This window comes from Streptomyces marokkonensis (assembly GCF_039539045.1).
GTDB lineage: Bacteria > Actinomycetota > Actinomycetes > Streptomycetales > Streptomycetaceae > Streptomyces > Streptomyces marokkonensis.
On the sequence record NZ_BAABCQ010000013.1, the window covers coordinates 52,022 to 77,426 of the forward strand.

Sequence of the window (25,405 nt, forward strand, 5' to 3'; positions counted from 1 at the left end):
TCCGTGCCCCCTCGGCCTGGTCGTCACTCGCATCGCCGCGTGCTCACGCCTTACGTCGCCATCCCCGCAGCAGTTCCCGAGGACCGGCCGGTTCCGGGAGCACCGCGTACGCCCGGTCCAGCAGGTCGCCGCGCTCGCCGACGCTGCCCGCCTGGTCGGCGAGCCGCTTCAGCGACCGGGACAGCAGCGCGCGCAGTGCCTCCTCGGTGTCCTGCGGCCCGAACAGTTCCCCGGCGGGGAAGCCGCTCCCCCAGCCGTCGGGCGGGCGACAGGCGAGCGCGTGCTCCCGCAGCTCGGTCACCAGCCGGTCCCAGGCTCCGCTGCCGTCCAGATGGAGCCCGGTCAGCCGTTCGGCGGCCTCGCTCAGCTCGGCGGCGCGCGGTCCCGGCCCGCCGGGCAGCCGGCCGGCCAGCACCCGCACCGCGGCGATGCGCGCGGCGTCGTAGTGCCGGGAGGTGGTCGGCACCTCGTCCAGTACGGCCACGGCCTGGCTCCGGCCGCCACGGCGCAGCCTGATGCGGGCCAGTCCGAAGGCGGCGCTGCCCTGGGTCGGATCGCGCCGCCGGACGGCCTCGTAGTACTCCTCGGCCTGCAGCTCGCGGGCGCGCGCCCGCCCGGCCTGCTGCTGCCCGGCGCTCCGGATCCGGTCCGGCGCCGCCCCGGCGTCCGCCGGACCTGCCTTCCGTGCGGCGGGGTCGCGCAGCACCGGCTCGGGTGCGGGGGCCTCCCGTACGCCGGGTTCACGCAGCCGCTCGGCCAGGTATTCGGCGCAGTATCCGAGAGCCAGTTTCGGCGCCACCTCCCCGGGCAGCGCGGCGTAGGTGGCGGCGAACTCGTCCTGTGCCTCCTTCACCGCGCCGTGCACGAGCCGGACCAGGCCCTGGTGCCAAAAGATCCGCCAGTCGTAGTCGCCGCTCCTCCCCTTGGCCCGGGCCACCCATGCTTCGGCCCGCGCGGCGTCCCCGGCTTCCAGGTAGGCGCGGCACAGCCACAGCGCGGTCTCCACGGTGCGCAGCGCGGGGTCGCCCTCCGCTCGTTCGGCGATGCGGTCGGGGGTGTCGGCGGCGAGTCCGCCGAGCAGTACGGCCGCCTGGTCCGAGGCGTCGGGGAGCGGGACCGGCAGCGCGCGGGCCGTCGCCCGGGGGTCCGGGGTGCCGGCCGGCAGCTCCGGCGCCCCGGTGCCGTCGCCGCGCGTCCACCGCCCAAGCGCCGGGACCGTGCCGAGGGCGGCGCCGAAGACCGAGGCGGTCGGCTCGAACCGGGTGGAGCGCTCCGGGTACGGTTCGTTCCCGCCGAGCGCCTGGTGCTCGCGCAGCACCTCCCACAGCTGGCGGGACATCTCCGCCGCGGAGCGGAACCGGGCGGCGGGCTCGGTGTGGGTGGCACGGCGGACCAGCGCGTCGAAGGAGCGGGCGGCCAGCCCGGCGGGCGGGGAGGCACGCTCGGCCAGCACCTTCAGGGTCCGGCCGACGGTGTACAGGTCGCTGTCGACGTGGAAGCCGCGTTCGTCGCGTTCCCTCTTCGGTGGGGAGTAGCCGTGAGTGTGGACGAGCCCGGAGGAACGGTCGTCGGTCCGGCGGATGGCCCCCAGGTCTATGACCTTGATCTCACGGCCGTAGTGGATCACGTTCTCGGGCTTCATGTCGCAGTAGAGCAGGCCCTGGTCGTGCAGGTACTCCAGGGCGCCGAGGATCTTGCAGCCGTACGTGATGACGTGCCCGAACTGGAATCCGCCGGCTCCGAACAGCCGGACCAGCTCCTCCTCGGGGGCGAACCGTATCCAGGCGAGGGAACGGCCGCCGACGTACTCCATCACGATGTAGCCGGTCGGTTCGGCATCGCCGGGCGCCTGGTGCTGGACGTGGGTGACGATGCGGACGATGTCCCGGTGGTGCAGCGTGGTGAGCGAGCGGCGCTCCTCGACGGCGGCCCGCCGGGCCATGGCATCGCCGGAGTTGATCACTCCCTTGAGGACCACGTGCAGACCGGGCACCCGGGTGTCCTCGGCAAGGTAGACCCAGCCGTGGCCGCCGACCGCGAGGTAGCCGAGCACCTCGTAGTGGCCGCCGACCCGGTCGCCGGGACGCAGTCTCGGCCGGAAGGAGTACTCCGTGCCGCACGCCGGGCAGTACCCGTGGTCGGGCGCGGGGCCGTCGTCGTACGAGACACCGATGGTGCCGGCGCAGTTGTCGACCCCGCAGCGCCGGCCGCCGGTGGGGGGACGGGCGGTGGTGTCGGCGGTCTCGGACGGATCGGGCGAGGGCAGGTGGGGCAGGAGCAGCAGCCCGTCGCGGTCCAGCTCACCACCGGTCGCTGCGGCGGCGCGCTGGGCGGGCGGTGCGGATGGTTCCGGTGGTGCCGGTTCGGTGGAGCCCACCGGCTCGGTGGCGGGCGCGGTGGCGGACCGTGCCGGGGAGGGCTCGCGGACTAGGGGGCGGCGGAAGCAGGTGTCGCAGAAGCCGGTGACCATGATGTGGCCGCCCTCGCAGTCGGGTCTGACGCAGACCGTCTCACTCATGCCGGGTCCCCCGTCGGACCGTCGGATCGTCAGGTGTCCCTCTTTCAGGCGTCCTCGGTGTCCTCGGTTCCGGCGTCATCGCGCGTCTCCTCCGCCATGGTCGTCGACGCGGCGGGTGTACGCCTCCACCGCCGCTTCCGCCGCGCGCACGTCGCACGGCCTTGCCCGGAGCAGGTCGTGGGCCCGGAGGTAGAGGGCGTCCACCGCCATGTCCTCCGCGCCCCGCGTGGCGTGCTGGTGCAGGACGTGATAGCTGCGCAGGCGCCCGGTGAGTTCGTCGCGGCGGTCGCGGAGCCGGTCGAGCCGTCCCACGCTCGTCATCAGCCGGGCGGCGACCCGGTCGGCCAGCCGCTCGTACCGGCCCAGGTCCGGGCCGTGGCCGGGGGCCGGGTCCCGCACACGCAGCAGGTCGGCGAGTGCGGCGTGCGCGGCCACCAGTTCCGCGTCGAAGGGCCGCACGCCCTCCGGCACCACGGCCGCGCGGCGTTCGTGCAGGGCCTTGGCGAGCGGTCCGGTGATTTCCTTCAGCCGCTCGACGAGCCGGGTACGGCGCTCCTGCGCGGGCCGGGTCAGCAGCTGGTCACGAGCGCGGCGGTGGCCGTCGCCGTCCGTGCGGAAGACCAGCAGCAGGCGGCTTCCCCCGGCACGCAGGGCGTCCAGCAGGTCCAGCAGGGCGAGCGGGTCGAGCGCCTCGTCGACGCCGACGACGACCAGATTGAGGGTGGCCTTCGCGGCCCGGATGCGGTCGAGAGGGGATTCGTCCGAATGCTGCCACAGCCCCACGCGTGAGGCGATCCGCTCGGCGATCCAGGCGGAGGTCCGCCCGCCCGCGTGCACGGCGAGGTCGTGACCGCCGGCCGACGGGACCGTGCCGGGCGGGTCCTGGGCGGCGCGGCTGACGGAGACCGGGGTGCGTAACTCACGGTCGGCGAGGGTGATGGCTCGGCGCAGGGTGGCGTCGCGCACGGCGTCGTCCCGCCGGACGACGCTGATCTTCACCTGGCTGCCGTCGTCGCGCAGCCAGGCCGCGAGGCGCTGGGCGAACGGCTCGTCGAGCAGGCCCTGAGAGGCGTCGTCGCCGGTGGACCGCAGTTCGGGGTCGACGGCGCTGAGCCCCGAGGTGCGGGCTTTGACCTGACGCAGGTGACCGGCGATGGTCTCGGCGGGACTCATGAAGGAGAACCGGTTGCCGTGCTGATCCTGCTGACCGCTGAGCACCATGCCGATGACCTCGCCGGTCACGTTGTCGGCGACGCCCGCGCCGCTGCATCCGGCGCTGGCCAGTTCACCGGGGGTGGCCGGGCTCAGCTGCACCTGTCCGTCGCGTCCGCAGCCACCGACGACGGTGGCACGGAACCAGACGCCGCCGTTGTGGTCGTACGGGAAGCCGTACATCCGCACGTCGCGGTTGGACGTGGACAGCCGGCGCAGCCGTACCGCCTCCTCCGCGGGCCGGGGCCGCTCCAGCCGCAGCAGCGCCACGTCCCCGCCGGGGTCGCCGTCGGCGTCCCGCGTTTCCGGCACGTAGGCGTCACCGTCCACCCGGGCGGGAATCGCGGGCACATCGCACTCGGCCGCGCCGACGAACTCCGCGGTGATCGTGGCCGCCGCGCGGTCCACCACATGGGCACAGGTGAGCACCTGGTCGGGGCTCAGCAGAATGCCGGCCCCCGCGATCTCGCCGTCCGCTCCCCGGATCCGCACCGCCCAGCTCGGCGTGCGCATCAACGAGGCGGCCTGGACTCCCCCGCCAGCAGCCATGGACAAAACTATACGGGCGTGCACTCCTGTCGCATACTGGTACGACAAGAGGTGAACGAGCCTTGTACGGAGGAGAATTGACGAACGAATCGGGGTTCGTGGGGCTGGCCGAGGTGATCCGTCAGGTCCGGGGCGAGCTGGAGGAGGCCCGCGCCGAGGCGGCGGGCCGGGCCCTCGGCTTCACCGTGGAGAACGTGAGCCTGACCTTCACCGTGCAGGTCCACCGCGCCGGCAGCGGCCGCGGCGGCGTCCGGATCGGCGTGGTGACGGCCGAACTCGGCGGCAGCGTCGACCATCAGACCACCCATCAGGTCCAGGTGGACCTGACACCGGAGCTGGCGGGCGGGGAGCGTGTCAAGGTGAACCGGGGCTGACCGTCCGCCCCAGGGATCTACTGGGACTCGCCGTCCGACGAACATCGTCCGACGACCGCCACCCGACGCCCCACGCCCGTCACCCCGTCACCCCATCACCCGGTCCGGCGGACGAGTGCCAGATACATGGCGTCGGTGCCGTGCAGATGCGGCCACAGCTGGATGTCGGGTCCGTCGCCCAGGTCCGGTACGCCGGGCAGCAGCGGCCGGGCATCGAGCAGTTCGGTGTCGGGGAACTGCTTGAGCACGTCGGTGACGACGGCCCGGGTCTCGGCAAGATGCGGGGAGCAGGTCGCGTAGCCCACGACGCCGCCGACCCGTACGGCCTCCAGAGCGCTGCGCAGCAGCCCGCGCTGGAGCGGGGCGAATCCGTCCAGGTCCTCGGGACGGCGCCGCCAGCGCGCCTCGGGGCGGCGGCGCAGGGCGCCGAGTCCGGTGCACGGCACGTCGACCAGGACGCGGTCGAAGCCGCCCGGCCGCCACGCCGGTCGGGTCCCGTCGGCCGCGATCACCTGGTACGGCCCCGGATTCCCGTCCAGCGCCCTGGCCACAAGACCGGCCCGGTGCGGCTGCTTCTCGGAGGCGAGCAGGAAGGCACCCCGCTCGGCGGCCAGCGCGCCGAGGAGCGCGGCCTTGCCGCCCGGCCCGGCACATCCGTCCAGCCAGCGCCGGTCCGGCCCGTCCAGGGGCGCGTTCGCCAGCGCGAGCGCGACGAGCTGACTGCCCTCGTCCTGCACGCCGGCCCGGTTCTCCCGTACGGCCTCGACAGCCCCGGGCTCGCCGCCCTCGCTCAGTCGCACGGCGTACGGCGACCAGCGGCCCGGTACGGCGGCCTCCTCGCCCAGCAGCTCCTCGGCCGTGGCCCGTCCGGGGCGGGCGACCAGGGTCACCTCGGGCCGCTCGTTGTCGGCGGCCAGCAGTTCCTCGATGCCGGCCCGGCCGCCGCCGAGCGAGTCCCACAGCGCGGAGACGACCCAGCGCGGGTGCGAGTGCACGACGGAGAGGTGGTCCTCGGGGTCCTCGTCGTAGGGCGGGGCGACCCGCTCCAGCCACCCGTCGAGGTCGTCCCGCGCGACCTTGCGCAGCACGGCGTTGACGAACTTGGCCCGCCCGTCGCCGAGCACGACCCGCGCCAGCTCCACGGAGGCGGACACCGCGGCGTGGCTCGGGATCCGGGTCCCGAGCAACTGGTGGACACCGAGGCTGAGCACGTCCAGCACCGGCGGGTCGACCTCCCGCAGCGGCCGGTCGACGCAGTCGGCGATGACCGCGTCGTACGTCCCCTGCCTGCGAAGCGTCCCGTACACCAGCTCGGTCGCGAGAGCCGCGTCGCGGGCGTCGAACTTATGGGGCCCCTCCTCCTCCCGCGCCTTGCGCAGCAACGGGGGCAGGACCAGGTTGGCGTACGCGTCCCGCTCGTCCACGGCCCTGAGCGCCTCGAAGGCGAGGAGGCGGACGGGGTCCTTCTGGGGCCTGCGGTACGGCTTGCCCGGCTTGCGGGGACGACGAGGCTGCTCGCTCACGAAAAAGGTGCTCCGGGTGTGGGGTGACGTACGTGTGGAGTGCGACGTGTGAAGTGCGCTCACCAGCGTACGCCGGGCCGGTGAGCGGGTGATGCGGAGGCGAGGTCAGCCGCCGAGTGACTCGCCCTCGGTGATCCGCGCGCCGCGCGCCCAGTCCGCGGCCCTCATCGGCTTCTTGCCCTGGGCCTGCACCCACAGCAGCTCGACCGCGTACGAGCCGGTGCCGACGCACACGTCGTTCTTGCCGGCGGCGAGCCGGCCCGGGGCGAGATCCGTCCGGTCGGGCACGGGGTGGGCCTGCACGAGCTTGAGCCGCTCGCCCCGGAAGGTGGTCCAGGCCCCGGGGGCCGGGGTACAGCCGCGCACCACCCGGTCCACGCGCAGCGCCGGGGCGGCCCAGTCGACCCGGGCGTCCTCGACGGCGATCTTCGGGGCGAGGGTGACGCCCTCGGCAGGCTGCGGTACGGCCTTCAGGCTGCCGTCCTCGATGCCGTCCATGGTGGCGGCGAGCAGCCCGGCACCGGCGAGGGCGAGGCGGGTCAGCAGGTCGCCGCTGGTGTCGGTGGGGCGGATGGTCTCGGTCACCGTCCCGTAGACGGGACCGGAGTCGAGGCCCTCCTCGATCAGGAAGGTGGACGCGCCGGTGATCTCGTCGCCCGCCATGAGCGCGTGCTGCACGGGGGCGGCGCCGCGCCACGCGGGCAGCAGCGAGAAGTGCAGGTTGACCCAGCCGCGGGCGGGGACGTCCAGGGCGACGCGGGGCAGCAGGGCTCCGTAGGCGACGACGGGGCAGCAGTCGGGCGCGATCTCGCGCAGCCGCTCCAGGAACTCGGGGTCGCGCGGCTTCGCGGGCCTGAGCACCTCGATCCCGGCCTCCTGAGCCCGCTCGGCCACGGGAGAGGCGACCAGCCGGCGCCCGCGCCCGGCCGGGGCATCGGGCCGCGTGACGACGGCGGCCACCTCGTGGCGCTCGGAGGCGATCAGGGCGTCCAGGGCGGGAACGGCGACCTCGGGGGTACCGGCGAAGACGAGCTTCATGGGTGGGGCGGGCCTCTCGGGCGAGGGCGGACACGGGCGACTCACCAGTCTACGAGCCGGAACGCGACGAAAGGCCGCCGCCGGCGCAGCACCACGACGGCGGACGCCCGCCTCCCGACCGACTGGAGACGGGTGGTGTGCGGGAGGCTGAGCCCCGAGGCCGAAGTCCGAGGGCCGAGGGGCGCACGCGCGCACCCGCACGCCCCCACCCCGTGACCAGCGGAGCGCCCACGCGTTGGTCAAGAAAGAGTTGACCACCGAGCCGCCTGCGCGGCCCGATTCCTTTCAACGCCGGTTCGAGAGGCTTGTTCATGGCCGACCACGCAACCCACGACGCCCAGGCTCGGGCCAGCCTGCACTTGCTGGTGCGGGACATCGAGCGGGTCCGCCGGCAGGTGGACGCACTGCGCACCCTCACCGCCCAGCTGGGCAACGTCTACCGTCCGCGCCGCTCCGGCCCCTCCGCGGGTTTCGTCGTCTACGGACGTGCTCCCGCCCCGACGGTCCGTCTCGCCCAGGAACTGCGGGACAGTGTCGAAACCCTGGTCACGGCCGCCGTGGACTTCGACCGTTCGCTCGGCTTCTCGTGGGACGCGGTGGGCTCCGCGCTCGGCGTCACCAAGCAGGCGGTGCACCGCCGATACGGCTCGCGCCGCGCCGCGGCCCAGGCCGCGGCCACCGCCGAGGCCCCCGAGCACGCACCGGAGCCCACGGACACCCGCCCGGTCAACGTGGGCTCCGGCCTCCCCGCCGTGCCCACAGTCCCGGCGGCCCGTTCCATGCCGACTCAGCCGACGGCGGGCAGTCCGGCCCTGCGCGACGACGTTCGGCCGACCGCCTTCCCCGGCCCGCGCAACGGCTGACACAACGACGGTCCGCAACGGCTGACCACGGCGACGGCCACAAGGACTCCCCCCGCCCGCTGTCCTCCCGGTGCGCACGGGACGACAGCGGGCTTCCCCGTGTACGCCTCCGCGCACCACCCCTCTCACCCGATGACACCTGATGCCACTCGAGGTCACCCGAGGTCATCCGATGTCGGGCGGATCGATCCGTACCCACACCGCCCCGTCGCTCCCCCGGGCCATGCGCGCCGCCTGGGCGGCCTTCAGCGCACCGGCCAATGCCGCCCCGCGCCCCGGGGGCACCCGGACCAGCGCCCGCTCCCAGTGCTCCCCGGGCGGCGGCGCGCCCACCCGTCGCGGACGCCCCGCGGCCGTGACCGGCAGCGGCACCGGGCCGAGCACCTCGGCCTCGGGCGGCAGCTCGACGGCGCGGAGGAACCCGGTCACCGCCTCCGCCGGTCCCGCCACGGCCGCCATCCGCGACACCGGCGGGAAGCCCAGCTCGCCCCGCTCGGCCAGTTCCCGCACCGCATGGCCGACGGGGTCCCAGCGCACCAGTGCCTGCACCGGCCGCAGGGTCGGCTCGGCGACCGCGACGACCGTGCCTCCGGCGCTCTGCGGGCGCACCAGGGCGGCGGCGGCCAGCCAGCGCCGCAGCGCGTCCTCGCCGGCGCGCAGGTCGGGCCGGCCGAGCATCGCCCAGCCGTCGAGCAGCAGGGCGGCCGCGTAGCCACCCTCGGCGACGGGTTCGGCGCCCGGGGTGCTCACGACCAGCGCCGGGGCCTCGGACACGGTGTCCAGCACATGCTCGCGCCCGGAGGTGCGCACCGGCACCGCCGGGAAGGCGCGCCCCAGTTCCTCGGCGGTGCGCCGCGCTCCCACGATCTGCGCGCGCAGCCGGAAGGCCCCGCACTCCGGGCAGTGCCAGTCGCCCTCCTGGCGACCGCACCATCCGCACCGCAGCGCGGACCGTGCCTCCTGGCCCTCCAGCGGCCCGGAGCAGTCCCGGCACCGCGCGGGCGTGCGGCACGCGGCGCACGCCATTCTCGGTACGTAGCCCCGCCGGGGCACCTGCACGAGCACCGGCCCCTGTCGCAGCCCGTCCCGGACGACCTGCCAGGCGAGGGTCGGCAGCCGGGCGGCCCGGGCGGCCTCGTCCCGAGCCAGATCCTGGTCACCCACGGTCCGCACGAGCGGGGCGACGGACCGCACCTGCTCCCGCGTGGCGACCAGCGGCCGGGCCCAGCCCGTCTCCACCAGCTGGGCGGCCTCCACGGTGCAGTTCCAGCCGCCCAGCAGGAAGGCGCACCTGTCCTGGGCGGCACGCAGCAGCAGTACCTCGCGCGCGTGGGGCTGCGGCGCGTGCGGTTCGCTGTGGCTGTCGTCACCGTCGTCCCAGAGTGCGACCAGCCCGAGGTCCCGCACCGGCGCGAACATGGCCGCCCGGGTCCCGATGGCGGCCCGTACGGCTCCCCGGCGTACCGCGAGCCACTGCGCGTACCGTTTCTCGGGCCCGGCGTCGGCGGTGAGCACCGCGTGCCGTCCCTTCCCCAGCAGGGCGGTCAGCGCCGCGTCGGCGCGGGCGACGGCCCGCCCGTCCGGCAGGACGACGAGCGCGCCGCGGCCGGAGGCCAGCGTCGCCGCCACGGCCCGCGCCAGCTCCTCGCTCCACCGGGGGCCGGGCAACGCGTTCCACACCGCACGCGGCGCGCCCCCCGAGGCGAGCGCCGCCACGAACGCGGCTCCTTGCTCGTACCGCGTCCAGGTCCCCGGTTCGGGCACCGGCGGCGCCGGCAGCGGCTCGGGTGACGTCCGCTTCTCGGCGCGTGCGTTGCGCGGCGGTACCGCGAGCTGGAGCACGTCGGCGACGCTGCCCGCGTAGCGGTCGGCGACCGCCCGCACGAGTCCCAGCAGTTCCTCGTCCAGCACCCGCTCCGGCGAGACGACCTGCGCCAGCGCGGCCAGCGGCCCCGAGTAGTCGGACTCGGCGAGCCGCTCGACGAGGAACCCGTCGATGAGCCCCCCGCCCTCGCGCCGCCCGTCCCGCACGCGGTGCCGGCCGGCCCCGAACCGCACCCGCACCCGAACGCCGGGCTGGGCGTCGGCGTCGAGCTCCTCGGGCACCGCGTAGTCGAAGTACCGGTCGAGGTGGAGGACGCCCTTGTCGACCAGGACCCGGGCGACGGGCAGCTCCTTGGCGAGCGCGGCTCCGCGCCAGGTCCGCGGCTTCGCCCGTGGCGTCCTGGCCCTGCGCACGCTCTCCCGGATGAGCGCGAGCTGCTCGGGCGGCGCGTCCTGAGCGCCACCCTCCGCCGGTTCGTCCTCGCTGCTCACGCCTGCATTCCTACCAAAGACCACTGACAAACGACGGTGCCCGGGCGCGCACCCCCGCGCCGGGTGCCTGCCTGCCCGCCCCGCCTGCCCGCCTGCCCGCCCCGCCTGCCCGCCCGCGGACACGCTGAGGCCCGGCGTCCCCACCGGGGAACACCGGGCCTCGTGACGTGCCGTCGGGGGCTCGGGTGCCCTACAGCCCCGCCGCCTGCCGCAGCGCGTCGACGCGGTCGGTGCGCTCCCAGGTGAATTCGGGCAGCTCACGGCCGAAGTGGCCGTACGCCGCGGTCTGGGCGTAGATCGGTCGGAGCAGGTCGAGGTCGCGGATGATGGCGGCCGGGCGGAGGTCGAAGACCTCGTCGATCGCCTTCTCGATCTTCTCGGTGTCGATCTTGGCGGTGCCGAAGGTCTCCACGAAGAGGCCCACCGGCTCGGCCTTGCCGATGGCGTAGGCGACCTGGACCTCGCAGCGGGCGGCGAGGCCCGCGGCGACGACGTTCTTGGCGACCCAGCGCATCGCGTAGGCGGCGGAGCGGTCGACCTTGGACGGGTCCTTGCCGGAGAAGGCGCCGCCGCCGTGGCGGGCCATGCCGCCGTAGGTGTCGATGATGATCTTGCGGCCGGTCAGGCCGGCGTCGCCCATCGGGCCGCCGATCTCGAAGCGGCCGGTCGGGTTCACCAGGAGGCGGTAGTTCTCCGTGTCGAGCTTGATGCCGTCCTCGAGCAGCGCCTTCAGCTCCGGCTCGACGACGAATTCCTTGATGTCGGGAGCGAGCAAGGACTCCAGGTCGATGTCGCTCGCGTGCTGGGAGGAGACGACGACCGTGTCGAGGCGGACGGCCTTGTCGCCGTCGTACTCGATGGTGACCTGCGTCTTGCCGTCCGGGCGCAGGTAGGGGATCGTGCCGTTCTTGCGGACGTCCGACAGGCGCTTGGACAGCCGGTGCGCCAGGAAGACCGGCAGCGGCATGAGGGTCGGCGTCTCGTCGGACGCGTAGCCGAACATCAGGCCCTGGTCACCGGCGCCCTGCCGGTCCAGCTCGTCGTCGTCGCCCTCGACCCGGTTCTCGTACGCCGTGTCGACGCCCTGCGCGATGTCCGGGGACTGCGCGCCGATCGAGACCGAGACACCGCAGGAGGCGCCGTCGAAGCCCTTCTTCGAGGAGTCGTAGCCGATCTCCAGGATCTTGCCGCGGACCAGCGTGGCGATGTCCGCGTAGGCCTTGGTCGTGACCTCACCGGCCACGTGCACCAGGCCGGTGGTGATCAGGGTTTCGACGGCGACCCGGGAGGTCGGGTCCTCACGCAGAAGTGCATCGAGAATGGTGTCGCTGATCTGGTCAGCGATCTTGTCGGGGTGACCCTCGGTCACGGACTCCGAGGTGAACAAGCGACGGGACACAACGCTCCCTGGGGTTGCAGCGGCTGCTGGCTGATCATTGGTGGACGGCACGGGGAGCTGCACCCGGCGACGTCCGAGAACAGTTTATCGGTCGCACTCCGCCGCGGGCCCACCCGTCTCAGCTCTCGGGAGGGCTGTGACCTGCGGCACGGGCATTCTGCCCGGAACAGAGCTTCCTTGGCCAGACCCGCCACGCTCGAATGCGTGGGGTTCACGAGCCGGGTTCAAGTGATGGAGTCGTTCAGCCGAGCCGTTCGGCCACAAGGTCCCACACGGTTTCGGCCAACGCTTCCTTCGGGCCGTGCGCCACCGGGGTCTCGCTGCCGTCGGCGCCGAGGACGACGGCCTCGTTCTCCTCGGATCCGAAGGTCTTGCGCTCCCCGACCTCGTTGACCACGAGGAGGTCGCAGCCCTTGCGCTTGAGCTTGGCCCGGCCGTTGGTGAGGACGTCGTCGGTCTCGGCGGCGAAGCCCACGATCACCTGACCGGCACGGGCCCGGTCGGCGGAGATCTCCGCGAGGATGTCCGGGTTGCGCACCAGGGTGATCGGCGCGGGCTCCTGGTCGTCCTTCTTCTTTATCTTCCCGGCGGCGTACGCCGCGGGCCGGAAGTCCGCGACCGCGGCGGCCATGACGACGGCGTCGGCGTCCGCCGCGGCGCGCAGCATCGCCTCGCGCAGCTCCACGGCCGTGCCCACCGGGACCACGTCCACGCCGGCCGGGTCCGGCAGCGACGCGTTCGCCGCGACCAGCGTGACGCGGGCGCCCCGGGCGGCGGCGGTGCGTGCGAGGGCGTAGCCCTGCTTGCCGGAGGAGCGGTTGCCGAGGAAGCGGACCGGGTCGAGGGGCTCCCGGGTGCCGCCCGCGCTGACGACGACGTGCCGTCCGGTGAGGTCGGGCTCGGCCGCGCCGCGGGCGAGTATCCGGCGGCAGACCTCGAAGATCTCGCCCGGGTCGGGCAGCCGGCCCTTGCCGGTGTCGACACCGGTGAGGCGGCCGACGGCGGGCTCCACGACGACCGCGCCGCGGCGGCGCAGCGTCGCCACGTTCTCCTGGGTGGCCGCGTGCTCCCACATCTCGGTGTGCATGGCGGGGGCGAAGACGACCGGGCAGCGGGCCGTGAGCAGCGTGTTGGTGAGGAGGTCGTCGGCGAGGCCGTGGGCCGCCTTGGCGAGCATGTCGGCGGTGGCCGGGGCGACGACGACCAGGTCGGCGTGCTGGCCGATGCGCACGTGCGGAACCTCGTGGACGTCGTCCCACACCTCGGTCGCCACGGGGTGGCCGGAGAGGGCGGACCAGGTGGCGGCCCCGACGAAGTGCAGCGCGGAGGCGGTGGGGACGACCCGGACCTCGTGCCCCGACTCGGTGAATCTGCGCAACAGCTCACAGGCCTTGTACGCGGCGATACCGCCGCTGACCCCCAGAACGACCTTGGGTTTGTCCACCGTCTCTCCCCGACTCGGAAAACGCGTTCGACCCATCACACACCACAGGCCCGGCAGTCGCTCTGCCGGGCCTGTGGAAAAGTCAGCTTCAGGCTGAAGATACTACCGCCGTTGTTGCTGGTACTACTGCGCCGGACCGTCGATGGCCTCGGAGGTCAGCAGCCCCGCGTTGATCTCGCGCAGGGCGATCGAGAGCGGCTTCTCGTGGACGTGGGTGTCGACGAGAGGACCGACGTACTCGAGGAGGCCTTCACCGAGCTGCGAGTAGTACGCGTTGATCTGGCGGGCCCGCTTGGCCGCGTAGATCACGAGGCTGTACTTCGAGTCCGTGGCCTCGAGGAGCTCGTCGATCGGCGGGTTGATGATGCCCTCGGGCGCGGAGATGGAAGAGGACACGCTCTACCTTCCGATGGATGGGAAAGATTCAGTCGATTGAATCCTCCCCCAGCCGAAGCAGGGGGATTCCTGGCTCACGCCGCCTGCGGGTCAGCAACCCGACAGGGCTTCCACGATCAACACCAGCCGGGTTGAAACCAGCCCGGTTTGTACAGCAAAGCTCGGAGGTGCATGTGCTGTCCTGGCTCTCGATCAGCACGACGTACGCGCTTGGTTCTCGCAACGCACGGCGCTCAGCCTACCCGGTCAGGCGGACGGTGTTTCGCCCCGGAGGCGAAATCCCGCCTCCTACCCTGCTCCGCAGGATTCCTGTTCCTCCCCGACCTGAAGGTCGGGGCATCCTCCGAGGAACCCGGTGATCGGCCGACCGATCGGTCGCTATCACACGACGTTCGTCAAGGCTAGCAGCTCACGCGCCACATCCTCGACGGAAGTGTTGACCAGGGTCTGGTCGAACTCCGGCTCGGCCGCCAGCTCGACCTTGGCGGCGACGAGGCGGCGTTCGATCACCTCCGGCGGCTCGGTGCCCCGGCCGGTGAGCCTGCGCACCAGCTCCTCCCAGGAGGGCGGGGCCAGGAACACCAGCTGGGCCTCGGGCATGGACTCGCGGACCTGCCGCGCACCCTGCAGGTCGATCTCCAGGAGCACCGGCTCACCGCCCTCCAGGCGTTCCAGTACGGCCGCGCGCGGCGTGCCGTAGCGGTTGCCGGCGAACTCGGCCCACTCCAGCAGCTCGCCGTTGGCGATCAGCTTGTCCATCTCCTCGTCGGTGACGAAGAAGTAGTGGACACCGTGCTGCTCGCCGGGGCGGGGCCTGCGGGTCGTCGCCGAGACCGAGAGCCAGACCTCGGGGTGTTCCTTGCGCATATGGGCGACGACCGTGCTCTTACCGACCCCTGAGGGGCCGGAGAGCACGGTCAGCCGCGGACGTGCGTCCGGGGGTACGGGGGACGTCCCCCGGGGTGTTGCAGCCATGCAGCGATTATTCCAGCAATCCCGGAGTGCTCCGGACTCAGCTGCCGGTGCTGCCGAACTCGCGCTCCAAGGAGGCGATCTGGTTGGAACCGAGCCCACGCACGCGGCGGCTCTCGGAGATACCCAGTCGCTCCATGATCTGCTTGGCGCGGACCTTGCCCACGCCCGGCAGGGACTCGAGAAGGGCGGAGACCTTCATCTTGCCGATGACGTCGTTCTCCTGGCCCTGCTTGATGACCTCTTGGAGGGAGGCGCCGGAGTGCTTGAGTCGATTCTTGACCTCGGCCCGCTCCCGGCGAGCCGCGGCGGCCTTTTCGAGCGCGGCTGCGCGCTGTTCAGGGGTAAGGGGCGGAAGAGCCACGCCTACGTCACCTCGGATGTCGAACTGTCGGATACGGACCGGTGAGGAACCTAGTCGCCCCACACCTGGGGAGCCACGAGCAACACGCTCGCCCGTTGACTCCTGTCGGAGACTAGCGGTCATGTCCGCCAGAGTCAGCGAGAACAGCGGAAAAGTCCTGGTCAGCCTCCACCAGGCCCGACATTTGGGACATATCGCCTCGGATTTGAGGATGTAATAAGTATCAGGCCGCCGTGACCGCGGTCCTGATCTCCTCCGCGAAGCGGTCCGCGGCCCTCCGCAACGCGGCCTCGTCGGGACCGTGACGCAGAACACCCCGACTGACGTTGGGAACGACGTTGCGCACCGCGGCGCCGAAGACCCGAGGCAGATCCGCCGGGGTGGCTCCCTGCGCGCCGATGCCCGGTGCCAGGATCGGGCCGTTGATGTCCAGGTCGTAGGACGACAGGTCGCCGAGGGTGGCGCCGACCACCGCGCCGAAGGAGCCCAGCGGCGCCTCCTCCACGTTCTCGGCGGCCAGGTGCGCCAGCATCGTCGCACCGACGCCGCGTCCGTCGGCCCGGACCGCGTGCTGGACCTCGCCGCCCTCCGGGTTGGAGGTCAACGCCAGCACGAACAGGCCCGCGCCACTCCCGCGCGCCATGTCGACGGCCGGCTTCAGGGAGCCGTAGCCCAGGTACGGCGAGACGGTGAGCGCGTCCGAGAACAGCGGGGCGCCCTCGCGCAGGAAGGACTCGGCGTACGCGGCCATGGTCGAGCCGATGTCCCCGCGCTTGGCATCCATGACGACCAGCGCGCCGGCCGCCCGCGCCTCTTCGACCGACTTCTCCAGGACGGCGACCCCGCGCGATCCGAAGCGCTCGAAAAAGGCGCTCTGCGGCTTGAGGACGGCGACCCGGTCGGCCACCGCCTCGACGACGGTACGGCTGAAGCGCTCCAGGCCCGCCACGTCGTCGTCCAGGCCCCACTCGGCGAGCAGGGAGGCGTGCGGGTCGATGCCGACGCACAGCGGGCCGCGCTCGTCCATCGCGCGGCGCAGCCGGGCGCCGAAGGGCCCGAGGGCCGTCGTGCTGGTCATCGGGGCTTCCTCACATCGGCGCCGACCGCGTCGGCGAGGGTGGCGTGGGGGCTCTGCCGCAGGCGCGCGGCGAGGCCCTTGTGGACGGCGCGGCTCCAGAAGGGCCCCGCGTAGATGAACCCGCTGTAGCCCTGCACCAGCGTGGCTCCGGCGAGGATGCGCTGCCAGGCGTCCTCGGCGGTCTCGACGCCGCCGACGCCCACCAGGGTGATCCGGTCGCCCACGCGCGCGTAGAGGCGGCGCAGCACCTCCAGGGAGCGCGCCTTGAGGGGCGCGCCGGACAGACCGCCGGTCTCCTGAACGAGAGCCGGCGAGGACGTCAGGCCGAGTCCCTCGCGCGCGATGGTGGTGTTGGTGGCGATGATCCCGTCCAGACCCAGCTCCACGGCCAGGTCGGCGACGGCGTCGACGTCCTCGTCGGCGAGGTCCGGCGCGATCTTCACCAGGAGGGGGACGCGCCGCGCGGTGACCGCGCGGTCGGCGGCCTCGCGGACCGCGGTCAGCAGCGGACGCAGCGCCTCGGTGGCCTGGAGGTTGCGCAGGCCGGGCGTGTTCGGGGAGGAGACGTTGACGACGAGGTAGTCGGCGTGCGGGGCCAGCCGTTCGGCGGACTTCACGTAGTCGCCGACGGCCTCCTCCTCCGGGACGACCTTCGTCTTGCCGATGTTGACGCCGACGACGGTCCGGAAGACGGCCGTACGGGAGGCCAGGCGGGCGGCGACGGTCAGCGAGCCGTCGTTGTTGAAGCCCATGCGGTTGATCAGCGCCCGGTCGGCCACGAGCCGGAACAGCCGCTTCTTGGGGTTGCCGGGCTGCGGCTCCCCCGTCACGGTGCCGATCTCGACGTGGTCGAAGCCGAGCATCGCCATGCCGTCGACGGCGACCGCGTTCTTGTCGAAGCCGGCGGCGAGCCCGAAGGGCCCGTGCATGCGCAGGCCCAGGGCCTCGGTGCGCAGCTCCTTGTGGCGCGGCGCGAGCGCGGCGGCGACGAAGGTGCGCAGCACGGGGACGCGGACGGCGCGGCGGATCCAGCGGAAGGCGAGGTGGTGGGCCTGCTCCGGGTCCATGCGGGAGAAGACGAGTTTGAAGAAGATCTTGTACATGTGTCCTCGTGAGGCCTCTGTGGCGCCAGAGACTCTGTGCTGCTCTCTGGGGCTCATGAAGAGGGGGACACCGTTTCCGGTGTCCCCCTCGGGGCTGCTAGTCGCGGGCCGCGATCAGGAATTCGGCGTGTTCCTGGAGTGAGCGCACGCCCACGTCGCCGTGGGTGAGGGCGTCGATGCCCTGCACCGCGGCGGCGAGTGCCTGGACCGTTGTCAGGCAGGGGACGGAGCGGGCCACGGCCGCCGTGCGGATGTCGTAGCCGTCGAGGCGGCCGCCGGTGCCGTAGGGGGTGTTGACGATGAGGTCGACCTCGCCGTCGTGGATCAGCTGGACGATGGTCTTCTCACCGTTGGGGCCGGTGCCCTCGGACTGCTTGCGCACGACGGTGGCGTTGATGCCGTTGCGCTTGAGGACCTCGGCGGTGCCTGAGGTGGCGAGCAGTTCGAAGCCGTGGGCGACCAGCTCGCGGGCCGGGAAGATCATCGAGCGCTTGTCGCGGTTGGCGACCGAGATGAACGCCCGCCCCTTGGTCGGCAGCGGCCCGTACGCACCGGCCTGCGACTTGGCGTACGCGGTGCCGAAGACGGAGTCGATGCCCATGACCTCACCGGTGGAGCGCATCTCCGGGCCGAGGACCGTGTCGACGCCGCGGCCGTGGATGTCCCGGAAGCGGGACCACGGCATCACGGCCTCCTTGACGGAGATCGGCGCGTCCAGCGGCAGCTCGCCGCCGTCGCCGGTGGCCGGGAGCAGGCCCTCGGCGCGCAGCTCGGCGATGGTGGCGCCCAGCGAGATGCGGGCGGCGGCCTTGGCCAGCGGGACCGCGGTCGCCTTCGAGGTGAAGGGGACGGTGCGCGAGGCGCGCGGGTTGGCCTCCAGGACGTAGAGGATGTCCCCGGCCAGCGCGAACTGGATGTTGATCAGGCCGCGCACGCCGACGCCCTTGGCGATGGACTCGGTGGAGGCGCGCAGCCGCTTGATGTCGAAGCCGCCGAGCGTGATCGGGGGCAGGGCGCACGCCGAGTCGCCGGAGTGGATGCCGGCCTCCTCGATGTGCTCCATGACGCCGCCGAGGTACAGCTCCTCGCCGTCGTACAGGGCGTCGACGTCGATCTCGATCGCGTCGTCCAGGAAACGGTCGACCAGGACCGGGCGGGACGGGCTGATCTCGGTCGACTCGGCGATGTACGCCTCCAGGCGGGTCTCGTCGTAGACGATCTCCATGCCGCGTCCGCCCAGGACGTAGGAGGGGCGTACCAGGACCGGGTAGCCGATCTCGTCGGCGATGGCCTTGGCGCCGGCGAAGGTGGTGGCGGTGCCGTGCTTGGGGGCGGGCAGGCCGGCCTCGGCGAGGACCCGGCCGAAGGCGCCGCGGTCCTCGGCGGCGTGGATGGCCTCGGGCGGGGTGCCGACGACCGGTACGCCGTTGTCCTTGAGCGCCTGGGCCAGGCCCAGCGGGGTCTGGCCGCCGAGCTGGACGATGACGCCCGCGATCGGGCCGGCCTGCTGCTCCGCGTGGACGATCTCCAGGACGTCCTCCAGCGTGAGCGGCTCGAAGTACAGCCGGTCGGAGGTGTCGTAGTCGGTGGAGACGGTCTCCGGGTTGCAGTTGACCATCACGGTCTCGTACCCGGCGTCCGACAGCGCGAAGGAGGCGTGGACGCAGGAGTAGTCGAACTCGATGCCCTGGCCGATGCGGTTGGGGCCGGAGCCCAGGATGATGACGGCCGGCTTCTCGCGGCGCGCGACCTCGCTCTCCTCGTCGTAGGAGGAGTAGAAGTACGGCGTCTTCGCGGCGAACTCGGCGGCGCAGGTGTCGACCGTCTTGTAGACCGGGCGGATACCGAGCGCGTGCCTCACCTCGCGAACGACGTCCTCGCGCAGGCCGCGGATCTCGCCGAGCTGCTGGTCGGAGAAGCCGTGCCGCTTGGCCTCGGCGATCAGGCCGGCGGTCAGCTCGGGCGCCTGGGCGAGCTCGTCGGCGATCTCCTTGATGAGGAAGAGCTGGTCGACGAACCAGGGATCGATCTTCGTGTATTCGAAGACCTCCTCGGGGGTGGCGCCCGCGCGGATGGCCTGCATGACCGCGTTGATCCGCCCGTCGGTCGGCCGGACGGCCTCCTCCAGCAGCGCCTTCTTGTCGCCCGCCTCACCGACGAACGTGAACTGGCTGCCCTTCTTCTCCAGCGAACGCAGCGCCTTCTGGAAGGCCTCGGTGAAGTTGCGGCCGATGGCCATGGCCTCACCGACCGACTTCATCGTGGTGGTCAGCGTGGAGTCCGCGCTCGGGAACTTCTCGAAGGCGAACCGCGGTGCCTTGACGACCACGTAGTCCAGGGTCGGCTCGAAGGAGGCCGGGGTCTCCCGCGTGATGTCGTTCGGGATCTCGTCCAGCGTGTAGCCCACGGCCAGCTTCGCGGCGATCTTGGCGATCGGGAAACCGGTCGCCTTGGAGGCCAGCGCCGAGGAACGCGACACGCGCGGGTTCATCTCGATGACGATGACACGCCCGTCGGCGGGGTTCACCGCGAACTGGATGTTGCAGCCGCCGGTGTCGACGCCCACCTCACGGATGATCGCGATGCCGACGTCGCGGAGCACCTGGTACTCGCGGTCGGTCAGCGTCATCGCGGGCGCCACGGTGATCGAGTCTCCGGTGTGGACGCCCATGGGGTCGAAGTTCTCGATGGAGCAGACGACCACGACGTTGTCGTTCTTGTCGCGCATCAGCTCCAGCTCGTACTCCTTCCAGCCCAGGATGGACTCCTCCAGGAGCACCTCGGTGGTCGGCGAGAGGGTGAGACCCTGCCCGGCGATGCGGCGCAGCTCCTCCTCGTCGTGGGCGAAGCCGGAGCCGGCGCCGCCCATGGTGAAGGACGGACGGACGACGACCGGGTAACCGCCGAGCTCCTCGACACCCCTGAGGACGTCGTCCATGGAGTGGCAGATGTAGGACCGGGCGGACTCGCCGTGGCCGATCTTCTTGCGGACCTCCTCCACGACCTCCTTGAACAGGTCGCGGTCCTCGCCCTTGTTGATGGCCTCGACATTGGCGCCGATCAGTTCGACGCCGTACTTGTCCAGGACGCCGTTGCCGTGCAGTGAGATAGCCGTGTTCAGGGCCGTCTGGCCGCCCAGAGTGGGCAGCAACGCGTCGGGCCGCTCCTTGGCGATGATCTTCTCGACGAACTCGGAGGTGATCGGCTCGACGTAGGTGGCGTCGGCGATCTCCGGGTCGGTCATGATCGTCGCCGGGTTGGAGTTCACCAGGATCACGCGCAGGCCCTCGGCCTTGAGCACGCGGCACGCCTGGGTACCGGAGTAGTCGAACTCGGCGGCCTGGCCGATGACGATCGGGCCGGAGCCGATGACCAGGACGGACTGGATATCGGAGCGCTTAGGCACGCTGGCCCTCCATCGAAGCGGTGCTCATCAAAGACGTGAAGCGGTCGAACAGGTAGGCGGCGTCGTGCGGGCCGGCCGCCGCCTCGGGGTGGTACTGGACGCTGAAGGCCGGCCTGTCGAGGAGCTGGAGGCCCTCGACCACGTTGTCGTTGAGGCAGACGTGGGAGACCTCGGCGCGGCCGTAGGGGGTCTCGGAGACCTCGTCGAGCGGGGCGTCGACGGCGAAGCCGTGGTTGTGCGCGGTCACCTCGACCTTGCCGGTCGTACGGTCCTGCACCGGCTGGTTGATCCCGCGGTGGCCGTACTTCAGCTTGAAAGTCCCAAAGCCCAGAGCCCGGCCCAGGATCTGGTTGCCGAAACAGATACCGAACAGCGGAGTGCCACGCTCCAGGACGCCCCGCATGACCGAGACCGGATGGTCGGCGGTGGCGGGGTCGCCGGGACCGTTGGAGAAGAACACGCCGTCGGGGTCGACGGCGTAGACGTCCTCCACGGTCGCCGTGGCGGGCAGCACATGCACCTCTATGCCGCGCTCCGCCATACGGTGCGGAGTCATCCCCTTGATGCCGAGGTCGATCGCGGCGACGGTGTACTTCTTCTCACCGATCGCCGGGACGACGTACGCCTCGGTGGTGGCGACCTCGGCGGAGAGGTCGGCACCGGTCATTTCGGGGGCTTCCTTGACGCGGGCCAGCAGCGTGGCGTCGTCCTGGACGGCGTCACCGCTGAAGATGCCGACGCGCATGGCGCCGCGCTCGCGCAGGTGGCGGGTGAGGGCGCGGGTGTCGATGCCGCAGATGCCGACGACGTCCTGGGCGGCCAGCTCCTGGTCCAGCGTGCGCGTCGAGCGCCAGTTGGAGGGCACGCGCGCGGGATCACGCACGACGTAGCCGGAGACCCAGATCTTCCTGGACTCCATGTCCTCGTCGTTGACGCCGGTGTTGCCGACGTGCGGCGCGGTCATCACTACGACCTGACGGTGGTACGACGGGTCGGTGAGGGTCTCCTGGTAACCGGTCATACCGGTGGAGAACACGGCTTCGCCGAACGTGGCCCCCACGGCCCCGTAGGCACGGCCGCGGAAGATCCGGCCGTCCTCCAGGACGAGTACGGCGGGAGTTTTCACAGCTCCCCGGGTGGAGGTCGTCATCGTGCGCCTTCCGTTTCCGTCTTGTTGATCATGTCGTTCAGTGTTTCGACCCACGCGTTGTGCTCGGCCGCGTGGTCGGAGCGGAAGCCGGAGTCGATCAGCTTGTCGCCGTGCTCCCAGGTGACGACCAGCAGGCCGCCCTCGGTGAGGACCTTGCCGGCGATGCCCTTGTCGAGCCGGGCCTCGCGCAGCGCGGCGAGGGGGAGGAAGAAGTCGTTCGCGCCGGGGCGTACGACGTCCAGTCCCGCGTCCGTCAGCGTCAGCTCGACCCGGCTTCGGGTGCCCAGGCCGTGCGCCACGATGCGGTCCAGCCACTGTCCGGCGGTGGTGGAGCCGTGGTACCGGCCGCTCAGGCTCATTCTGGCCGGGCCGGGGGCGTCCGGCGCGGTGGGCAGCTCCGGCAGGTCGCCCTGGAGGGTGCTGCGCCACTTCCAGCCCTCGCGCATCAGCCAGTAGACGAGGGCGACGAACAGGCCGAGGCCGATGACCCAGCCGATGCGGGCGGCCCAGTCGGTCACTTCCGCCGATTCCTTCTCGGCGGCCAGCAGGATGAGAGGTGTCACGTGAGCTTCCCGTCGACGAGCGTGGCCTTGCCCCGCAGCCACGTGTGTGTCACACGGCCCGGCAGCTCACGACCCTCGTAGGGGGTGTTGCGGCTGCGCGAGGCGAAGCCCGCGGGGTCCACCTGACCACGGTATTCCGTGTCGACGAGAGTGAGGTTGGCGGGCTCACCGGCCGAGACGGGACGGCCGTGTCCGGTGGCCTGTCCGATCTGCGCGGGCTTGGAGGACATCCGGTCGGCGACGCCGGCCCAGTCCAGCAGGCCCGTTTCCACCATGGTCTCCTGCACCACCGACAGCGCGGTCTCCAGGCCGACCATGCCCATGGCGGCGGCGGCCCACTCGCAGTCCTTGTCCTCGTGCGGGTGCGGGGCGTGGTCGGTGGCGACGATGTCGATCGTGCCGTCGGCGAGCGCCTCGCGCAGCGCCATCACGTCGCGCTCCGTACGCAGCGGCGGGTTGACCTTGTAGACCGGGTTGTAGGACCGGACCAGCTCGTCGGTGAGGAGCAGGTGGTGCGGGGTGACCTCGGCGGTGACGTCGATGCCGCGGGACTTGGCCCAGCGGACGATCTCGACGCTGCCGGCCGTCGACAGGTGGCAGATGTGGACGCGGGAGCCGACGTGCTCGGCGAGCAGCACGTCCCGGGCGATGACCGACTCCTCGGCGACGGCGGGCCAGCCTCCCAGACCCAGCTCGGCGGAGACGACGCCCTCGTTCATCTGGGCGCCCTCGGTGAGCCGGGGCTCCTGGGCGTGCTGGGCGACGACGCCGCCGAAGGCCTTCACGTACTCCAGTGCGCGGCGCATGATCACGGCGTCGTGGACGCACTTGCCGTCGTCGGAGAAGACGGTGACGCCGGCCGCGGACTCGTGCATGGCGCCCAGCTCGGCGAGCTTGCCGCCCTCCAGGCCGACGGTGACGGCGCCGATGGGCTGCACGTCGCAGTAACCGGACTCCTTGCCGAGCCGCCAGACCTGCTCGACGACGCCGGCGGTGTCGGCGACCGGGAAGGTGTTGGCCATGGCGAAGACGTTGGTGTAGCCGCCGCTCGCCGCCGCTCGGGTACCGGTCAGGACGGTCTCGGAGTCCTCGCGGCCGGGCTCGCGCAGGTGGGTGTGCAGGTCGACCAGGCCGGGCAGCAGCACCTTGCCGCCGGCCTCGACGACCTCGGCGCCCTCGGCGGACAGGCCCTGGCCGACCGCCTCGATGACGGAGCCGTCGATCAGCACGTCCTGCGGCTCGCCGCCGAGCACCTTCGCACCGCGGATCAGGGTCTTGCTCATGTTCTTACTTCTCCTCGGTGGGACGGGCGTGGGAGACGGCGGGTTCGTTGCCGCCGAGCAGCAGGTACAGGACGGCCATCCGGATGGAGACGCCGTTGGTGACCTGCTCGACGGCGGTGCAGCGGTCGGAGTCGGCGACCTCGGCTGTGATCTCCATGCCGCGGACCATCGGGCCGGGGTGCATCACGATGGCGTGGTCGGGCATCTTCGCCATGCGGTCGCCGTCCAGGCCGTAGCGGCGGGAGTACTCGCGCTCGGTCGGGAAGAACGCGGCGTTCATGCGCTCGCGCTGCACGCGCAGCAGCATCACCGCGTCGGACTTGGTCAGGGTCGAGTCGAGGTCGTAGGAGACCTCGCAGGGCCAGGTCTCGACGCCGACGGGCAGCAGGGTGGGCGGGGCGACGAGGGTCACCTCTGCACCCAGGGTGTGCAGCAGGTCGACATTGGAGCGGGCGACCCTGCTGTGCAGGATGTCGCCGACGAGCGTGATCCGGCGCCCGTCCAGGTCCTTGCCGAGGCCGGTGTCGCGGCCGACCAGGCGGCGGCGCATGGTGAAGGCGTCCAGCAGGGCCTGGGTGGGGTGCTGGTGGGTGCCGTCGCCGGCGTTGATGACATGGGCGTCGATCCAGCCGGAGGTGGCCAGCCGGTACGGGGCACCGGAGGCGCCGTGCCGGATGACGACGGCGTCGACGCCCATGGCCTCCAGGGTCTGGGCGGTGTCCTTGAGGGACTCGCCCTTGGAGACGCTCGACCCTTTGGCGGTGAAGTTGATGACGTCCGCGGACAGCCGCTTCTCCGCGGCCTCGAAGGAGATCCGGGTCCTCGTCGAGTCCTCGAAGAAGAGGTTGACGACGGTGCGGCCGCGCAGGGTCGGCAGTTTCTTGATCGGCCGGTCGGCGACCCGGGCCATCTCCTCGGCGGTGTCGAGGATCAGGACGGCGTCGTCGCGGGTGAGGTCGGCGGCCGAGATGAGATGACGCTGCATCTGTCAGGCTCCGTAAGGCGATTCATGCGGAAGAGCGGGATAATCCGGGCGGCCGGGCGCGCGTGCGGGCGCACCGGGACGGGCGTACGGCACGGCTGGACGCGTACGCGAGGTACTGGAGGTGCTAAGGGTGGGCGCCCGGTGCGGCCGGCTTGGCACCGAGCAGCACGGTGTCGCGACCGTCCTCCTCGGCGAGCTGGACCTTGACCGTCTCCCGCAGCGACGTGGGGAGGTTCTTGCCCACGTAGTCGGCGCGGATGGGCAGTTCGCGGTGGCCCCGGTCGACGAGAACCGCCAGCTGCACCGCGCGCGGGCGGCCGATGTCGTTCAGCGCGTCGAGGGCGGCGCGGATGGTGCGTCCGGAGAAGAGCACGTCGTCGACGAGGACGACCAGGCGGCCGTCGATGCCGTCACCGGGGATCTCCGTGCGGGCCAGGGCACGCGGCGGGTGCATGCGCAGGTCGTCGCGGTACATGGTGATGTCGAGCGAGCCGACCGGCATCTTGCGCTCGGTGATCTGCTCGAGCTTGTCGGCGAGCCGACGGGCGAGGAAGACGCCCCGGGTCGGGATGCCGAGGAGCACCACGTCGTCGGCGCCCTTGGCGCGTTCGACGATCTCGTGGGCGATGCGGGTCAGGACCCGCGCGATGTCTGGTCCTTCGAGAACGGGCCGCGCGTCGGACCGTGTGTCCCGCGGGTCGCTCCGGTGCGCGTTCGACCGCGCGTCCTGCTGTTCGTCCTGCTGCTTGTCCATAAGAAACGGACCTCCTTCTCCGCCTCACGGGACGGACGTTAAAGGACGTCGAATATGCGCCACCTACGGTATCAGGCTCACAGAGTCGCTCCGAACGCACCCATGACACTCCCCC

20 protein-coding genes are annotated in these 25,405 nt (G+C 72.0%); 2 read left to right on the forward strand and 18 right to left on the reverse strand.

Annotated features, from left to right (window positions below; translation table 11 throughout):
- Positions 1-43: 43 nt before the first annotated feature.
- Together ABEA26_RS05220 and ABEA26_RS05225 are read right to left on the reverse strand one after the other, a co-directional pair.
- The gene (locus ABEA26_RS05220; RefSeq protein ID WP_345589644.1) at positions 44-2,518 is read right to left on the reverse strand and encodes a tetratricopeptide repeat protein; all 2,475 of its coding nucleotides are present in this window, start codon (positions 2,516-2,518) and stop codon (positions 44-46) included.
- Positions 2,519-2,593: 75 nt separating this feature from the next.
- The gene (locus ABEA26_RS05225; RefSeq protein ID WP_345589646.1) at positions 2,594-4,279 is read right to left on the reverse strand and encodes a S1 family peptidase; all 1,686 of its coding nucleotides are present in this window, start codon (positions 4,277-4,279) and stop codon (positions 2,594-2,596) included.
- 77 nt (positions 4,280-4,356) lie between these two features.
- On the opposite strand from ABEA26_RS05225, the gene ABEA26_RS05230 reads away from it, so the two are divergent.
- Positions 4,357-4,653, forward strand: a complete 297-nt coding sequence (locus ABEA26_RS05230) for a trypco2 family protein (RefSeq protein WP_345589648.1) — start codon at positions 4,357-4,359, stop codon at positions 4,651-4,653.
- 95 nt (positions 4,654-4,748) lie between these two features.
- Here ABEA26_RS05230 and ABEA26_RS05235 read toward each other — a convergent pair whose 3' ends face one another.
- Positions 4,749-6,176 (reverse strand): RsmB/NOP family class I SAM-dependent RNA methyltransferase, encoded by a 1,428-nt coding sequence (locus ABEA26_RS05235; protein ID WP_345589649.1) that lies wholly within the window; start codon positions 6,174-6,176, stop codon positions 4,749-4,751.
- A gap of 105 nt (positions 6,177-6,281) precedes the next feature.
- Positions 6,282-7,214, reverse strand: coding sequence for a methionyl-tRNA formyltransferase (gene fmt, locus ABEA26_RS05240; protein WP_345589651.1), 933 nt, complete (start codon positions 7,212-7,214; stop codon positions 6,282-6,284).
- Between the two features lie 311 nt (positions 7,215-7,525).
- Between fmt and ABEA26_RS05245 the strand changes: the two genes are divergently transcribed.
- The gene (locus tag ABEA26_RS05245) at positions 7,526-8,077 is read left to right on the forward strand and encodes a hypothetical protein (protein WP_345589653.1); all 552 of its coding nucleotides are present in this window, start codon (positions 7,526-7,528) and stop codon (positions 8,075-8,077) included.
- 165 nt (positions 8,078-8,242) lie between these two features.
- Here the strand turns inward: ABEA26_RS05245 and ABEA26_RS05250 are convergent, their stop codons facing one another.
- From ABEA26_RS05250 to pyrR, 14 genes are all read right to left on the reverse strand, one after another.
- On the reverse strand, positions 8,243-10,393 hold the full coding sequence (locus tag ABEA26_RS05250; RefSeq protein WP_345589655.1) for a primosomal protein N': 2,151 nt from the start codon (positions 10,391-10,393) through the stop codon (positions 8,243-8,245).
- A 190-nt stretch (positions 10,394-10,583) separates the two neighbouring features.
- Entirely contained in the window at positions 10,584-11,792 is a 1,209-nt protein-coding gene (gene metK / locus ABEA26_RS05255) for a methionine adenosyltransferase (protein ID WP_345589657.1), read from the reverse strand.
- A 241-nt stretch (positions 11,793-12,033) separates the two neighbouring features.
- Entirely contained in the window at positions 12,034-13,236 is a 1,203-nt protein-coding gene (gene coaBC / locus ABEA26_RS05260) for a bifunctional phosphopantothenoylcysteine decarboxylase/phosphopantothenate--cysteine ligase CoaBC (RefSeq protein WP_345589659.1), read from the reverse strand.
- Between the two features lie 123 nt (positions 13,237-13,359).
- Entirely contained in the window at positions 13,360-13,632 is a 273-nt protein-coding gene (gene rpoZ / locus ABEA26_RS05265; RefSeq protein ID WP_018570191.1) for a DNA-directed RNA polymerase subunit omega, read from the reverse strand.
- A 381-nt stretch (positions 13,633-14,013) separates the two neighbouring features.
- A complete protein-coding gene (gene gmk, locus ABEA26_RS05270) occupies positions 14,014-14,607 on the reverse strand; it encodes a guanylate kinase (protein ID WP_345589662.1) in 594 nt (197 codons plus the stop codon).
- A 37-nt stretch (positions 14,608-14,644) separates the two neighbouring features.
- A complete protein-coding gene (locus tag ABEA26_RS05275) occupies positions 14,645-14,968 on the reverse strand; it encodes an integration host factor, actinobacterial type (protein ID WP_234766072.1) in 324 nt (107 codons plus the stop codon).
- A gap of 223 nt (positions 14,969-15,191) precedes the next feature.
- On the reverse strand, positions 15,192-16,046 hold the full coding sequence (gene pyrF / locus ABEA26_RS05280) for an orotidine-5'-phosphate decarboxylase (protein ID WP_345589667.1): 855 nt from the start codon (positions 16,044-16,046) through the stop codon (positions 15,192-15,194).
- Positions 16,043-17,149, reverse strand: a complete 1,107-nt coding sequence (locus ABEA26_RS05285) for a quinone-dependent dihydroorotate dehydrogenase (RefSeq protein ID WP_345589668.1) — start codon at positions 17,147-17,149, stop codon at positions 16,043-16,045. Before ABEA26_RS05285 ends, pyrF begins: the two co-directional genes overlap by 4 nt.
- A 97-nt stretch (positions 17,150-17,246) precedes the next feature.
- A complete protein-coding gene (gene carB, locus ABEA26_RS05290) occupies positions 17,247-20,555 on the reverse strand; it encodes a carbamoyl-phosphate synthase large subunit (RefSeq protein WP_345589669.1) in 3,309 nt (1,102 codons plus the stop codon).
- Entirely contained in the window at positions 20,548-21,705 is a 1,158-nt protein-coding gene (carA, locus tag ABEA26_RS05295) for a glutamine-hydrolyzing carbamoyl-phosphate synthase small subunit (RefSeq protein WP_345589671.1), read from the reverse strand. Before carA ends, carB begins: the two co-directional genes overlap by 8 nt.
- Positions 21,702-22,268 carry a PH-like domain-containing protein gene (locus ABEA26_RS05300; protein ID WP_345589673.1) on the reverse strand — a complete coding sequence of 189 codons (567 nt, stop codon included), beginning with the start codon at positions 22,266-22,268 and terminating at the stop codon, positions 21,702-21,704. The genes carA and ABEA26_RS05300 overlap by 4 nt, the downstream gene beginning before the upstream one ends.
- On the reverse strand, positions 22,265-23,551 hold the full coding sequence (locus tag ABEA26_RS05305) for a dihydroorotase (protein ID WP_345589675.1): 1,287 nt from the start codon (positions 23,549-23,551) through the stop codon (positions 22,265-22,267). The genes ABEA26_RS05300 and ABEA26_RS05305 overlap by 4 nt, the downstream gene beginning before the upstream one ends.
- Positions 23,552-23,555: 4 nt before the next feature.
- Positions 23,556-24,536 carry an aspartate carbamoyltransferase catalytic subunit gene (locus ABEA26_RS05310; RefSeq protein ID WP_345589676.1) on the reverse strand — a complete coding sequence of 327 codons (981 nt, stop codon included), beginning with the start codon at positions 24,534-24,536 and terminating at the stop codon, positions 23,556-23,558.
- 124 nt (positions 24,537-24,660) lie between these two features.
- Positions 24,661-25,290 (reverse strand): bifunctional pyr operon transcriptional regulator/uracil phosphoribosyltransferase PyrR, encoded by a 630-nt coding sequence (gene pyrR, locus ABEA26_RS05315; protein ID WP_345589677.1) that lies wholly within the window; start codon positions 25,288-25,290, stop codon positions 24,661-24,663.
- Positions 25,291-25,405: the final 115 nt, after the last annotated feature.